At 57.7% G+C, this 14,603-nt stretch carries 12 protein-coding genes and 2 pseudogenes; 6 read left to right on the top strand and 8 right to left on the bottom strand.

What is annotated here, in order from left to right:
• Positions 1-514 precede the first annotated feature (514 nt).
• Positions 515-679: pseudogene (locus LC060_RS10260) on the bottom strand (IS3 family transposase); the annotation flags it as partial.
• Between the two features lie 139 nt (positions 680-818).
• On the opposite strand from LC060_RS10260, the gene LC060_RS10265 reads away from it, so the two are divergent.
• The 3 genes from LC060_RS10265 (at position 819) to LC060_RS10275 (ending at position 2,757) form a co-directional block, all read left to right on the top strand.
• Positions 819-1,526 (top strand): dual OB domain-containing protein, encoded by a 708-nt coding sequence (locus LC060_RS10265; protein ID WP_226635222.1) that lies wholly within the window; start codon positions 819-821, stop codon positions 1,524-1,526.
• Between the two features lie 155 nt (positions 1,527-1,681).
• Entirely contained in the window at positions 1,682-2,305 is a 624-nt protein-coding gene (locus LC060_RS10270) for a DUF488 family protein (protein ID WP_226635224.1), read from the top strand.
• A 20-nt stretch (positions 2,306-2,325) separates the two neighbouring features.
• A complete protein-coding gene (locus LC060_RS10275) occupies positions 2,326-2,757 on the top strand; it encodes a DUF488 family protein (protein WP_226635226.1) in 432 nt (143 codons plus the stop codon).
• Positions 2,758-2,877: 120 nt separating this feature from the next.
• Here LC060_RS10275 and LC060_RS10280 read toward each other — a convergent pair whose 3' ends face one another.
• The 6 genes from LC060_RS10280 to traA all read right to left on the bottom strand — a co-directional run bounded on the left by LC060_RS10280 (position 2,878) and on the right by traA (position 10,478).
• Positions 2,878-3,558: a hypothetical protein gene (locus LC060_RS10280; protein WP_226635228.1), complete on the bottom strand. Its 681-nt coding sequence runs from the start codon at positions 3,556-3,558 to the stop codon at positions 2,878-2,880.
• Positions 3,545-4,723, bottom strand: a complete 1,179-nt coding sequence (locus tag LC060_RS10285; protein ID WP_226635236.1) for a helix-turn-helix domain-containing protein — start codon at positions 4,721-4,723, stop codon at positions 3,545-3,547. The genes LC060_RS10280 and LC060_RS10285 overlap by 14 nt, the downstream gene beginning before the upstream one ends.
• Positions 4,716-6,110, bottom strand: coding sequence for a 7-cyano-7-deazaguanine synthase (locus LC060_RS10290; RefSeq protein WP_226635238.1), 1,395 nt, complete (start codon positions 6,108-6,110; stop codon positions 4,716-4,718). The genes LC060_RS10285 and LC060_RS10290 overlap by 8 nt, the downstream gene beginning before the upstream one ends.
• Positions 6,091-6,666 carry a hypothetical protein gene (locus LC060_RS10295; RefSeq protein WP_226635240.1) on the bottom strand — a complete coding sequence of 192 codons (576 nt, stop codon included), beginning with the start codon at positions 6,664-6,666 and terminating at the stop codon, positions 6,091-6,093. The genes LC060_RS10290 and LC060_RS10295 overlap by 20 nt, the downstream gene beginning before the upstream one ends.
• Before the next feature lie 251 nt (positions 6,667-6,917).
• Complete coding sequence (locus LC060_RS10300; protein WP_226635242.1) at positions 6,918-7,619, bottom strand: DUF6118 family protein; 702 nt, start codon at positions 7,617-7,619, stop codon at positions 6,918-6,920.
• A gap of 9 nt (positions 7,620-7,628) precedes the next feature.
• Positions 7,629-10,478, bottom strand: a complete 2,850-nt coding sequence (gene traA / locus LC060_RS10305) for a Ti-type conjugative transfer relaxase TraA (RefSeq protein ID WP_226635244.1) — start codon at positions 10,476-10,478, stop codon at positions 7,629-7,631.
• A gap of 171 nt (positions 10,479-10,649) precedes the next feature.
• On the opposite strand from traA, the gene LC060_RS10310 reads away from it, so the two are divergent.
• The 3 genes from LC060_RS10310 to LC060_RS10320 all read left to right on the top strand — a co-directional run bounded on the left by LC060_RS10310 (position 10,650) and on the right by LC060_RS10320 (position 12,113).
• Positions 10,650-10,979 (top strand): conjugal transfer protein TraD, encoded by a 330-nt coding sequence (locus LC060_RS10310; RefSeq protein WP_226635246.1) that lies wholly within the window; start codon positions 10,650-10,652, stop codon positions 10,977-10,979.
• 16 nt (positions 10,980-10,995) lie between these two features.
• The gene (locus LC060_RS10315) at positions 10,996-11,241 is read left to right on the top strand and encodes a conjugal transfer protein TraD (RefSeq protein WP_319005417.1); all 246 of its coding nucleotides are present in this window, start codon (positions 10,996-10,998) and stop codon (positions 11,239-11,241) included.
• 284 nt (positions 11,242-11,525) lie between these two features.
• Positions 11,526-12,113 (top strand): hypothetical protein, encoded by a 588-nt coding sequence (locus LC060_RS10320; RefSeq protein ID WP_226635250.1) that lies wholly within the window; start codon positions 11,526-11,528, stop codon positions 12,111-12,113.
• 496 nt (positions 12,114-12,609) lie between these two features.
• On the opposite strand, the pseudogene LC060_RS10325 reads toward LC060_RS10320, so the two are convergent.
• Positions 12,610-13,391 (bottom strand): annotated as a pseudogene (locus LC060_RS10325) (IS5 family transposase).
• Positions 13,392-14,603 lie beyond the last annotated feature (1,212 nt).

Here is a 14,603-nt window from a genome sequence, read left to right on the forward strand (position 1 = left end):
TCAGCCCGAAGCACTTCTCCTTCCACACCGGCCTCCAAAAGCCAGCGCTGAACAAGAACTCCAAGCGATTGGAAATCCCTACAGTGTTACTACAGTCCAGAGCGCTCCACCTGCCGGAGTGACCAGCAGGACATCCCGCCCGCATCGCCCATCTTGCAAGGCTGGCTCTGAGCGAACGCGGCTGAACGCCTCTGGCCAGATAGAGGCTGAATATCTAGGTTTTCCGGGGGATGTCCAGACGAATGCGAACGTCAATGGACTGAAAAATGGTGGCGGTGAGGGGCTCACAAAGAACAGTACAAACGACTGAATATAAATTAAAAAATATAAAATTGCGCCAACCAAGGCCCTCGCTCGGCCCCGTCACTCTCACACTGCAATGTGACATGATCTCAAAGGGCACCACATTGCACTGTACGCCACAGGATTCCGCTTTAACTGGCTGTCGAGCCTTGCGCCCCCCAGTTCGTCAAGTGGCGCAGCGATTCGCTGCCATCTGAGTAGCCCTAGTTTTCTAGACGCCTTCTGCTTTCAAAATCTTCTGCCGTTCGAACTGTGCGGGTGACAGCATCCCGTTCCTAACCTGCTTGCGGACCGGATTGCAGAACATCTCGATGTAATCGAATACGTCTTGTCGGGCTTCGTCGCGCGTTTTGCAGGTCCGGCGCCGGCTCCTGTCCTCGAAATTAGGATAGAAGGCGTCCAGAAATCTATTGGCTAATCAGATAGCAGCCTAAAAATGATGCAAAAATATTTTTTATATCTTCTTGAAAATACATGACGATAGTACAAATTACCTTCGATAGAGGGGGTGATGCGTGCCGACATACGAGCTGATCATTACTGATGTGACGTGCTATGGGCCGCTGTTTTGTGTGGCGGGATGGGATCTGAACAATGGTGGCATGATCCGGCCAGAACCTCCCGGTGCGAATACGTTTAGCGAGGCATCTCGTTTTTGGGATGCTCAGCATGCCGGACCCGGAAAATTGTTCGCAGTAGGGAATGTCGTGCGGCTTGATGCAGCGCAGCCACCTGCGAACTTTCCTTTTCCGCATGCAACGGAAGATCGAATCGTTGTTGCGGGGACCATGACGCGAATCGCTCAGATGGTTCCCGCACAGATCGTGCAAGCCGTAATGCCGGGTGTATCTAGCTCAATTAGTAGGTCTTTCGGAGGGCAACTGCACCGGGCTAATTCTGGAAAAGCCCATGTAGTTGCAGGTGTGCAAGTAGGTTCGCTCGATGCTGTCAACATCCAGCCAGCCGCAATTTCGTTCTACGAGGATAACCCTAGTCCTGGTAAACGGCGGTTGCGCGCGCTGATTAACGAGGGAGGCGTTCAATACGACTTTTCAGTACCAGCGGACACGGCACGGACTCGCTTCCTTACTGGGGGGGTCGCTGCTGTTCAGGCGGACGTTGCTGCGAGTAGGTTCATTCATGTGAGGCTTGGATTATGTCGCCCGTTCGCGGCGATGCCCAATTCTTGCTATGCGCAAGTTAATGGGTTGCATTTTTTGTAAGGCTCAAAAGTGCAGTGCAACAAATTCAAATGCCCTCCGAAATCTACGCTGTCTGTGGAGAATGCTGGCCGGACGGCACTGCAGTTGGTAGGATCGCGAGGCGGCATATTGGAAATCGTATCGGACGAACGGTCATGGCACAAAGGAGCCCAAGATTGGCGAAGTCGGTTGTGGAAGTCTTGACGATTGGACATTCGACACTTCCTTATGAGCGTTTTCGTGGACTTCTCCGTCTGGCGTCCGTGACAGCGGTCGCCGATGTTCGGTCCGCACCATTTTCCCGGCACTTCCCTCATTTCAATCGGGATGCCCTGCGAGATGAGCTGCGTAAGGACAATGTGGCCTATGTTTTCCTCGGCGAGCAATTAGGCGGGCGGCCGAAGGGGCAACGTTTTTTCTATAATGGCGTAGCTGATTACGAGAAGATGGCGGAAACGATCGATTTTGCGCGTGGACTTGATCGCGTTATCGAAGGCGCGAAAAAATTCCGGATCGCGATGATGTGTTCGGAGCATGACCCGCTCGATTGCCATCGCTGCCTTTTGGTCGGACGGGCGTTGCATGAGCGTGACGTTAGAGTTCGTCACATTCTAAGCAGCGGTGATATTGTCGGTCATCAGCAGGTCGAGAACAGGCTGATGGAAATGTCAGGTAAGAGCGACATCGATCTTTTTGAGCCGCCTGCGAAGCGGCTTTCTGCAGCATATCGGGAAAGAGCTATGAAGGTCGCGTTTTCTGAGAGGCAGAACAATGCCCGGAAGCCGGCGAATGCGGAGTGAATGACTTGGGCAATGTTAACTTGGCGACGATTGGCTTTACCAAGACTACAGCTGAGCGTTTTTTTGATCGCCTGAAGAATGCAGGCATTAAGAAAGTGATAGATGTGCGACTCCATAATACGTCGCAATTGTCCGGGTTCGCGAAAGCTGACGATCTAGCCTTTTTTTTGAAGACTATTTGTGGGGCGCAGTATACGCACCAGCCGCTTTTGGCACCAACCGACGATATTTTGAAAGCGTTCAAACGTGATAAAGGGGATTGGAAGGTATACGAAAATTCGTTCATGCGGTTGATGGAGCAGCGCAAAATCGAGACTCGACTGAAGCCGGAAATATTTGAGGGAGGATGCCTTCTGTGTTCGGAAGACAAACCGCACCATTGCCATCGGCGACTAGTTTGCGAGTACCTGAATACGAAATGGGACGGATCACTGAAAGTTCGCCACCTCTGACCAGGGGATGCACCGAGCACCAACCGGTGTGCTACAGTTGACCTGTAATCTGGCGTTGCACTTAACCGAGCCTCTCGCAATGAGAGAAAATTTGCTGGCAGTTGCAAGCTCGGCGGCGATTTAATCGCCGGGAGCGGTCTCTTCGGAGAGGTGGGGCAAGCTTTTTGCATCCTTTGTCGGTGGCTTCGTGTGCGTCTGGAAGCGCTCTTTATAGCCCGGTAGACACGTACATTGGCTAGCGAGCTCAATCCCGATCAGTGAGATGATTTTGTCTGCATGTTTGGGGGCGATACGCATCCGACCGCGCCGCAGCGCATGGTAGAGCGCTTCTGTCGCTATGGACTCTCCTAACCGGTCCGCGACTGCAGGATGGCCGACGAGGTTTAATGACCAAGCGGGAGCACGTGTGGTCATGAGAGCGGATGCTCTTGCCCGTCCTTTTCGTTCGTCTACTACGGGATGAAAATTGCGCGACAAAGCTATAGCGATCGTCGCGGCTTCGCCGTCATCCAATGTTGGGGGTACTACGACCAATTTTGCGAAAAATTCGTATTCTTCATCATTCATTTCAATACGTTCGATAAGGCCTGCCTTGTGTGCATTCCCGAGGAAATCACGTTCGCCGCTCGATCTGTTACTTTGCCGGTGTAACTCATCGAACACGATCCTCGATACGACGAGATTGAAAGGGAGCGCGCTGAGGATTTCTTTCCCATACCCCGAGGCGTGTAGATTTATGACGACGCTTGTGTCGAGGGCGAGCGTGGCACCATGCCCGATGCCTGGGTCAAAGTCCGCCATCGAGCTCGCATTCCTCCAGTTCGATTTGATCGACGACTTCTCGTAGTTCCAATCTGCTGATGTGCAGCAACTCCGAAAGTTGTCCTTCGGACATTAAGTTGCGCTTCCATGCTGCATGCGCCATGAGGCTTAGACGGTGTGATACTGGCCTCTGTGCGTCGTACTTCGCTGGATCAAGGTGGTGACCTGCATGCCCTAGTACTTCCCTGACATGCTCCTCGGTAATACCTCCATTATCTTGAAACCAAGCCCAAGTGCCTTTTTTGGCGAGAGCAAGATCTTCAAGGCGGAGTACGCATGCCTGTCGAGATAAATTGTATTCTTGCGCGAGAAGAATGATGAGCCGGCGGGTGACCTTACCGGTGATCTCCTTCAATCGGCGAAAGCTTTCCGTAAAGCTTACCGCCGGTGCGATGAAAGCTCGCCCAAAGGCGTTCGCATAACGTTCTTCCCTTGATAGGAAACGCTCGTTTTCTTCGAGAACCTCGGGATTGCGCCTCGTCCCGACAAAATGACCGAGTTCATGCGCTGCCGACTGAATGCGACGCGGCAGAGGGTGACTTGCATTTAAAAAAATGCAGGCGCCGACGTCATCGTCGAAGGTGAATAGTCCGGCAATCTTCGATGATGGCGATAGGTACCGCTGATACAGTCGAATCCCGAGGTCGAGCTCGATCACCGAGAATATATCTGCGATTGGTCCCAACCCTAGGCCAAGCCATTTGCGGAGATCTTGCGCATGCCTCTCTGCCAATTCAGTGACCTCGCCGCCGTCAATGGTGCGCTCCGGTGGGTAATCCCGCTTCCTCTGGATGCCTAGAACGTTCTCGATTTCGATGTCGGCCTTAATGAGATCGTTGAGGACACCGATCGCTTCCAAAGTTTCCGCATCTTCGGCTTCGCGTAGCTTGCGGAAACGAGGCAGAAGGTTTGTGTGGACAGCTTCCCGCCGTAACAGTGCATTTACCGACATCCCATAGAAGTGCGCGAGCTTTTGGAGTTCTTGAGGTCTGACCTTACGTACACCTTGTTCGATCGAGACAAGCGTGGGCCGAGACAAGTTGATCGCTTCAGCAGCAAGTTCCTGCTTCACGCCTGCAGCCTCACGTGCAAGGCGCAGACGTCGTCCAAGCTCCTGTGCAGTGATTTCGACGAGGTCAGACATAGAGGCCCCCATCCATCCAATTAAGAAGGAAGCTTTCTTCGCCTTGGGAGGTGATGAATGCGGCCCACTCGCTGGCGTGTTGTTGTAAGAGTTTTTTCAAATTCCGGTTCGTTTCTTCTTTCGTTGCGCCCAATGCTGCCGCCACTTCAGACACATGGACACGGATCTTTCCTTCATCCCATTGAGCCATTTTGGCGAGATGCTGGAAGTGGCGAAAGCCGGCGGCTCCGTATTCAATCATGGTCTGCCGGTCCACCTTACTTGCGATGCCTATCAAGGCTTCGTCGACGGAGCCGACGCTGAGATCAGAAACGACATAAGCATCGCTTGGCTCGGAAACTCCGGCTGCGTGAAGGCTCAAACGGCGCAAAAGACAGGCTGCGCAGAGACCGCATTGTTTGCGATGGCCGACATTGACGATACTGCGTCGCTGCCAGCACGATTGCGTATTCGCGAGATGGGCCTTTTCCCGCTTGGGAAGCTTCAGAAATGCTCCCAGGGTCTGGGCCTTCGTGGACCAGAGGCGGGGTTGTTCGAAACGAACGTGGCTGTCGAGTAGCGCGCAGAGAAAAGTCTCCATCTTACGAAAGAATGCGGGATGGTTCCGATAGTCACGATACACGCCGTGGGGAGGCAGAAGCACCGGACCGAGTGCTCCCTGACCGCTCTCGGGAACAACAATTTGGTCGATCTTGGCCAAGTGCGCTGCAATCGCAGTGATCGCCGCGAATTGAAAACCACGGGAACGAAAGCTACTCTCCCGCCCGCGACTTCCCTGGACCTTGAACGGGATCCTATCGAATTGGCTATCCCCAATTGCCCGTTTCGGTTTGTTGCCGGACACGCGGATGCAAAGCGTTTCCTCGGGGGAACCACAGAGCGCCGACACGGCACGAGAATCTAGCCCGTCACTGTAGGCAATGGCAAATTTCCACTGCTTGTTGAAAGTGAGCTGACGTTGCTGGCTCCCAATGTGCTTGCGGGATTGTGCTTCGCGAAAATGGAAGCGCCATTTGTCTCCCGTCAGCATTGAAAGCGTCGTACGCAACGCTTGCTGCACACCTTTGCGGTTCCATCGTTCCAGATCGAACACGGGAATTGAGAGTTCTAGCGTGCGCTCCCAGGTCTGGGGGCGCTTCCACCGTCTATCGGCGAGTTCGATCGCAGCGCAGATTACCAGTAAGTCATAATGGCGGGGTTCGAACCCTTCAACTCTGTAGCAATCGAGCCCGGAGGGATCGAACAATATTTCCGAACCGATCTCGGCCACGAACGCGCCTGATGGCAATTCGCCGTGCATATTTGCGCCGTTCTCTGCAACAATAAGTTGCTTGCAAATCGTTTTCGGCTCCTGCCTGCCACTAGTTTCAGAAGTCTGGCGCATCATCCACACCCTCCTTCTTTTTGAGGTCAGCCGAAAATGCGCGCCGGTCACCCGTTCGGAGAGCAATGGCGATCCTGTCGGCATCTAGTGCGGCAAAAGTCTCAGCATTGCGCTCGAACGCCTTCCGATAATCAGCAGCATTCATATCGCCAAAGTCACGCGATTGCATGCAGTGCTCGTCTAACCGATTTTTCGAACTAGCAATCAAGTCTGCAGTCACGCCTTGAAGCGAAGCGTTCAGCGCAGCTGAAAGCGTTTCGTATTCGCTCATGTTTGCCATGAGGTTTCTGGCTAGATCGTTAGAAAGGCCAACCCGGCTGTGCTCCTGCAGAATTCTTTCGATTGAGTCCTGAGGGGTAAGGTCCAATTGAAGACGGTCAGCGTACCCCTGAAGGGCTTTGATAAGAGACGAAATTTCGTCGACATTTGCATCAGCGAGCACAGCATGGCTAGCTCGGGCAACGCGCTCATCTTTGCTCTTGGCATCATTGACTAAGTCGTCGCCATAGCGCTTCCATGCAGTGGTTAGTCGCAAATTGCGAAAAGGCCCATCGGTCATACCCACCTCCAATGTCAGAATTATCACAGCAAAATCTGACAATGTCAACAATGGGCAGGAGTCACCTGACGTCGCACGTTATTCAGAACTCAAGTACATGATTTAAAATAACATATTTTGAAATTTAGAACTGTAGGAGGTGGTAATCCTGTCAGATGTGGTGCTCGTGCAGTTACGATCTGGAGACAAAGAACGCATGCGGCCCAATCAATTGAATGGCATGAATGACGGTGAATACGTCAAAGTCTCCGTTATTCCGTGTTCGCCAAACTAACGTGAATAGAGCAGGTAGCCTCGCTCTCGGCCTCCTCCGCCTTTGTCACGCAGTCGGCGAACTTGGCACGTTCCTCGTCCGGTAATCGCAGGAAGTGAGCCACTTCCTCCCAGCGCTTCGCATCGTAGACCTGCATAAGGCGCTCGCCAGCAGTCCAGCCATCGCGCTTCATGGCCGCCACAGCGGATTTCTCACGCCAATGCCAACTCTCCGGTACGATATCCAGGGCGACGGTTGGGGCAGAGAACATCAGTAGTGCGCCCATCACGAAGCCACCACCCAAAACGTAGAGAAGCAACTTGTCCTGTTTGTATGCCTCCCGGGCTGAATAAACGACTTCACGGATCGAGTTTGCCTCGATGTTCAGCTCATTGCGGGCCCGGGTCCAGGCGACTTGCTCCGCCTGTCGCGCTTCTTGTGCAGCCGCTTTGATCTGGCTGTTCACACGTTCGGGCGTCAAGGTCATTGCGGGCTGACCTTTCAGGGATTGGACTTCCTTTCCTAGTTGATTGATCCGCCCATCGATTCTGGCCAGATCCGCGCTGTAGTCGCGCTCCTGCAAATGATCGAAGCGCGCGGCGAAGCCATCGATCGCCGCCGACATTCCAGCGAGACGGAGGTTCATTGCTTCAAATGCCTCGGCAGCATCGAGCTCTTCAGGTGGGTTGGTGTCAGTCATGCGCGAAGGCTAACGCTCAAGCCCGCGTGAGCGCGAGCGGCTGATCCAATCCTGCATATCCCGAGACAGGGTACTGCCTTCGCGGGGCTTGAAGCCCAGCTCATAAGATCTCCTGTGGAGCCGGGATTCCAGTTCCGGATCGCGATGGAAGCTCTTCGAGAGGTAATCGATTCGTTCGGCCGCGCGTTCGGCGCCGAGGGGATCGCCCATCTTCTGCATGCGCAGGAACTGGCGGGTGCGGGTCTGCCATTCTTCGATGAAGCGATCGGCGCGCTCATCGGCGGCGATACGGATCTCGCTTTCCAGGCGCATCGCCTGGATGGCACGCGCGCTTTTGCCCTGGGCCGCCTCGTCGATCAGCGACGGGTCCTTGCTCATGGCCGCGTACATGTCCTCTGCCGCGTGCGGACGCTGGGCATCGAGACCTTTGGCTGCGCGATCGAGGGCGTGCACCTGGCTGACAATCGGATTAAGCCGCTGACGCTGCATCCGGTCGATGTCGCGCAGGGCCCGACCGTAGCGCGCGACGGCGGCGTCAAGTGGTTGGGCGTGTTGAATGGTTGGCTCCGGCTGCACCTTGAACCGCATCCCGGCAAAGGGATTGCGCCGAACCTCGGGTTCGTTCTTCGGCGTAGCCGCTGGTTCCGACTTCGGCACTTGCTCGGGCGCGCGGGTGTAATCAGACACCATGTCCTTGCCGCGCTCGCGGCTGAGCGCCCGGACAAGCCGGCTGCGCTCGGCAAAGTCGTCCTTGCCGTAATGCAGGTCGACCTGGGTCCGATGGCGCGATAGCGCGACATACGAGGCATGCCGATCGAGCCCGGGTGTTGCCAGCACATGGACCCGGTCGACGGTCATGCCCTGCGACTTGTGGATCGTTGCCGCGTAGCCGTGATCGACGTGGGCATAGTCCTTGATGTCGAAGGCAACCGACCGCCCGTCATCGGTGCGCACGCGCATACCAATGGCGCTAACCTGCTCGACCGTACCGAGCGTCCCGTTCTTCACGCCAAGGCTGCGCTCGTTCTTGAGGAACATCACGCGGTCGCCCGAGGCAAATGCCCGCTCGCCGCGCTCAACGGTCACGCCCACGTCCTGACCCAGCATTTGCCCGACGCGCAGGCGATTGCGCGCGGCCTCGTTGAGTTCGCGCACTTCATCATTGGTGTGCGTGAGGATGATACGGCTGGCATCGGGATGCGCGTGCCGGTCCGTGTCCCAGCGATCAATCAGATTGGCGCGCGCTGCTTCGCGCGTCTTGGCGGCATGGACATGGCCCGCGTCCTCGTACGCGGCGAGCGCCTCGCCGGTGCGACCGGTGGCAAGCTGACGCGTCGCCTCGCGCTGCCATTCTTCGGATTGACGGCGAATAGTGGTGATCTCGACCGCGCCATGCCGCTCGGCGATACTGCGGAACGAGGCGCCCGCCTCGATCGCCTGGAGCTGCTCGGGATCGCCGACGAGCACGACCTTGGCGCCGCGCTTCTCGGCCTCGCGCATCACGCGCTCCATCTGGCGCGTGCCGATCATGCCCGCCTCGTCGATGACAAGAACGGACTTGCTAGTCAAAAGTTCGCGCTCCTGGCCCCACTGGTGTTCGAGACTGGCGAGCGTTCGGCTGGCAATGCCCGAACCCTGTTCGAGGTTCTCAGCCGCGATGCCCGAGAGCGCCGCGCCGTGGACCGAATATCCCGCCGAGAGCCAGGCCTCGCGCGCAACCCCGAGCATCGCGCTCTTGCCGGTCCCGGCATAGCCGATGACACTGCTGATCCCGCGCGCATCAGTGACATGCTCGAAGGCCCCGCGCTGCTCGGGGGAGAGCACCATGCCGCGCGCCTCGGCGCGCGTGAGGGCGCGGTCACGTTGCCGGTCAGACACGCTGTGATGGCGCTCGGCATCGAGCCGGATTGTTTGCCGTTCAAGCCGCTGCTCAGCCTCCAGCATGGCGCGCGAGGTGAAGCGATCTTCGCCGCGCCCGTCCTTGCCCAGCTTCACCAGCTCGGGCGAGGCCTTCACCACCGCCATGACCTGGTCAAATTGCTCCTTTCCCTCGCTGTGGCGGTGGACGAACATGGCAAGGTCACGGTTGGTGAAAGTCGACTGCTGGTGCGTGATCGCATCGAGCGCGATGTGCGGGGCCGCAAGCAGCTTCTCGCCGTTGGCCCGAGCAATGGCGTGGTGCTCGTCGAGCCGCTCGCTTTCGATGCCTTGTTTGACCATGCGCGCGGCGGCCGGGCCGATCTTGTTCTGCGGCTCCAACTCGATGCCCTGTGCCTCCAGCGAGCGGTGATCGACCCGGGTGTCGATATCGAGTTCGGCCAGCCGGGTGTTGACGTGCCCGGCCCAGGCTTCGCGCCAGTGGGTGAGCAGTTCGGTGCGGTTCCAGTCGCGCACCTTCGCGCCAAAGCCCTCTTCGGTCACTTCGCGCAAACCCAGCATCACATGGGCGTGCGGTTTGGCGAGCCCATCGGGTCCCATATCCCAGTGCACATTGAGATCGGCGACCATGCCGCGATCGACGAACTCGCGCTGAACGAAGTCGCGGGCCAGCTCGATGCCATCGGCCTGCTTCATCTCGCGCGGAATGGCGAACTCGACCTCGCGCGAGAGCTGCGCGTCCTTGCGCTTCTCGGCCGCCTCGACGTCGTTCCACAGCCGTTCGCGGTCATGCCATTCGTCGGGCGCATGCTCGGGGAGCAGGACTTCGGAATGGACGACGCCGGCCTTGTTGGTGAAGTCGTGGCTGCGCTCTAACCGCTGGTCGTGGAGCCGCGAGGCCGAGCGGTAGGCGGCGGCGGCCACGGCGGACGATCCGGCGGCGCGGGAAATGACTTTGGCCGAGAAGTGGTAGATCGCCATGGCGACCTACCAATTACCTCTGAAAGCGCACGTCGGCACGACGTATAAGCGCGCCCTCGAACGATTTCATCGCACTCGGGAACACGAAATCCCAGAGGATTTCACGCTATTGAGGGGGGCTGAGACTCCCGATAGCGGAATGGTCCGACTTCCTCAACGAAAGGACGGATCATGCGCAAACCCAGGGACTACGACGCTGAGCTGAAGGCGCTGACCGACAAGGCGAAGCAACTCAAAAGCCGCAAGGTGAGCCAGCTTGGTGAGCTGGTCACTGCGACCGGCGCCGATGCTCTCTCACCCGAAGAGCTGGCGGGCGTCCTTCTCGATGCCGCCAACAACATGGACGCTGCCAGAAAGGAGGCGTGGCGCAAACGGGGCGCGGCGTTCTTTTCGGGCGAAGGGAAGGCAAAGGCTCGCCAGCGAACTGGCAGCGAGCCGCGCCGCGCTGCACCGGAACCGGGCAGCGCGCAACCGCTGTTCGATGGGCCAGGCACGGCATGACAAACGCGAGTGGCAGGTGAAGCGGCTCGAACGTACCCGCCAGCTTATCGAGCTGGGCGGGCTGGTCGTGAAAGCCGGACTTGTCGAGCTGACCGGTGACGACCGCGCGGTGATCCTTGGCCTGCTTGTCGAAGCGGCGGCGAGGCTGCGAACCGAGGATCGCGAACAAGCGCTGACGCTGTGGCGACGAAGGGGCAAACGCGCCTTCACCCAAGACGCGCTCACGCAGGGATCAGATGCGCACCAAACGGCCCGCCACTGAACCCGGCCTTGGCGTAAAGATTCGCGTCTGGTAACGTGCAAAGGCGCTGCGCAAAGGGCAGCGCCGGGACTGGTAATCCCGCACACGAAGCAAGCTCGGAAGACACAGTTTTCCGGGGTGCCGTCGCGTATGTCCAAACCTTCGGGTGAAAGGCGGCGGCGCATGTCGTGTGCATGTTACCAGCTCCGGCGGCTCCCGCGCCTAGTGTGCGGGAGTTCGGGACTGGTCCGCATAATGTCTCGCCGCTTCCGCTCAACCGCCCAGATGCGGACCCGGAGGTGCCGATGGACAGCTATGTTTCTGTTGCTTCACCCGATGAGATCGCCGCTGTTTCCGCAGCGCTGCGTTCCTTGCCAAACGACAATTCCGCACTCGCTGCGCTCTGGAAGATTTACGGTGCCAAGCCCGTTCGGTTGCTGCGAACCCAGGAAGGCCGAAGCCTCAGCCGGGCGCGCTACGAACGGGCGCTGGAATTCATGCACGGGCTCGAACCCAATGGCCGCAGTGACTGGCCCTATTTTCTCTACACTGCCGGGATCGTGACGCAGCTGGCTCTGTCCTCGCATCTGCTCGATGTGGGCTTTCCGGACAGCTGGTGCGCGCGGCATGTTGGCCTGCATGTCGATCGTTCGCTGGCTTACGCGAACGTCACGGCGTTCGGCTATGATTGCCCCGAGACGGAGCGGTTGATGCAGGTGCTTTCCCCGTACTGGAAATGGAACCAACAGAATGTGGCTGGCGGGCAGTTGCCGGATGATGGCGGGTTCGCGCCGGACACGGTTCGCTCGTTGGTCTGTGGGCTTGTCGATCATGTGTGCCATGTGACGGGACATGCGCGCTCGCGCCGAAAGGGCGGCGGCAGGCCTTCTTGACGCTGGGATAAGAAGCGCGAAACCTTTCTGCTTCCCACACAACTAAGCCGTCCAACCGAGAGGTTATGACGCCAAGGAGCGGACATTCAGATTATAACAGCGCCTGCCCCCCGTTCAGAAGGTCGATCGCAGAGGTCTGGCTTTGACGAAGCAGCGCGCGCGGAGGCAAGCGTTCCCCCATGGCAACGAACACCGACAGCCAGCTTGAAAACTGGCTCGACGTCGATCGGCGCGACCGCTAACTTATGTGCCGGGCGGCCCCTTCCTTGATCTGCACTCACTGCGTTCACACATACGCCAGCCAACTTAGGAACGACGATGCCAGATGCTGCCTTCCATAGAATGACGCTCAACGCGATGCGCTTTCTTCGGCTCGCGGTACAAGACGTGGCCAACCGTCCTGACCAGATGGCGATCCGCGTTTACACCGCGATAGAATTGATCTTGAAGGCCCGCCTATTACACGAACACTGGTCGCTGATTGTGGCCAAGAATCCTAGGTCGCGTTGACAAAATGCTTCAACCATAGCCTCGCGGCGGCGAGGTTAAGGAAGCTGAGGTAGGAAAGCGCGGTTTTCTCGAAGCGTGTCGCGATGCGGCGTTGGTGCTTGAGGAAGCCGAACATGCGCTCGACGCGATTGCGATCTCGATAGCGTCGATAGTCAGGATGCTCTGGTGTCTTGCGGTTCGAACGCGGCGGGATGAGCGGCAAAATGTTGCTCAGGAGCAGGTTTTCGCGGAAGCGATCGCCATCGTAGCCCTTGTCGGCGAGCAAGGCGGCAGGTTTTGGCACCGGCATGGCCATCAGGCTATCTACACCGCCGTAGTCGGACGCCTCGCCGCCCGTCAGGTGGAAGCCGAGAGGGAGGCCTTGATTGTCACAGCGGGCGTGGACCTTGCACGTAAAGCCGCCGCGTGATCGACCAAAAGCCTGCGCACAAGCCCCCCTTTTCCGCCCACGGCTGAGACATGGCCGCGAACCGTGGTGCTGTCGATCATGTGCTGCCAGTCGTCGGTTAGGCCCAGATCAACCAGTGTTTGCAGCATGGCGTCCCAGACGCCCTGCTCGGCCCAACGGCGGAAGCGGACGTAGACTGAGTTCCACTTCCCATAGCGTTCATGCATGTCCCGCCAGGGGCAGCCAACCCGCAAGACGTGCAGCATTCCGTTGAGGTAGCGCCGGTTATCTCCGGCAGGGCGAGCATGCCTACCACGCTCGGGTGGGAGCAGGGGCCCGATCAATTCCCATTCTGCGTCGCTCAGGTCCCCGCGATCCATGTCTGCCCTCCAAAAGGCAGGCTTGAATCAGAACTTCACCGGGTTGGGAATCCCTTTTGTCAACGCGACCTAATCGCGCTGCATTCGAGTCCGGTGACTTTGTTAGCGTTACGTTTGAGGATGCATGTAAGCGGCTCAGCGATGCGGTTCGAGACCCGGTGCCTCCTGAAACAAAAGAGAAGTTCAACGAACTCCGCAAGATTCGAAACCTCATAGTTCATTTCGCGCCCCCTACTAATGGGAACGTTGAGTCTGCAAACGCGAACGAGAAGATGGTTCACCGAACCGCTATGTCCGCCTGGGCCGCTCTTCACGGGATTATGGGCAAAGAATGGAGGGACTATTTCGCACCCTATTTCAGGGAACTTGATGAAATTGAGAAGCCACTGAAGTTACACGATGAAATGATGAAAGATATGCAAAAAATTTTGACCGGTGGGCAGCCGCTGTAGCGGGGGGCTCATCAGACATTATCGTGGAAGGCGAAGGGCAAAATGCCAGCTATCTCCACTTCCTAAGCCAGAACTGAACTTTCGCTCACCGGCCCGGCCTCCTGGAACTGGCAGGTCAGCGCCGCATTGCTGTCGTTTAACGGCGATATAGCCGTGCCTGGGACCGGACGGTCAGATTTCGACTGCGTCTAGGACGAAGCCGCCAGTCGCAGACCAGACCCGGCCGTGCATGACGGGTTTCGGAAGCATCGGAAGGGCGCGACTTGGTCGGTAGCCGATTCCACGTAAACGTCGGCTATTCCCGCCACCCGGCTCCATTCCGGACGTTCGCCTAACCGGCCTCAACACGCCATTGAAAAGTGGGTTTCGGCCCGGACCTGAAACCGGTTTTACGGTCCGTGAATGCAGCGCTGCCGTCCCTCCATCGTTGCGTTACGCTGAGTGATTCGGTCAGATATTCGGTATATCGGGTGGCTCCCGATGCCTGTTGAGACGCCCCGCGATCAAATCATCAATCTTGAGTCTTAGGCGGAATATTTTTTCGCTCGTCCCCAACCGTCCTTAGACGTCCCGGATCGTTCACTTCGCCAGGTTCTGCGCTCCAGCCAGTGCCCGCATACCCTTGATCCTGCCTCGCTTTAGCCCATTCTTGTTCGTGGCCGGCCAGTCCACCTCACCAAATCGGAGGACATGCCACATGAACATGATGACGCCCCCTGACCGCTTTCTTCGCCTCGGCGATGTGCTCGACCGTACGGGC

This window comes from Novosphingobium profundi (genome assembly GCF_020524485.1).
GTDB classification, from domain to species: Bacteria; Pseudomonadota; Alphaproteobacteria; order Sphingomonadales; family Sphingomonadaceae; genus Novosphingobium; species Novosphingobium profundi_A.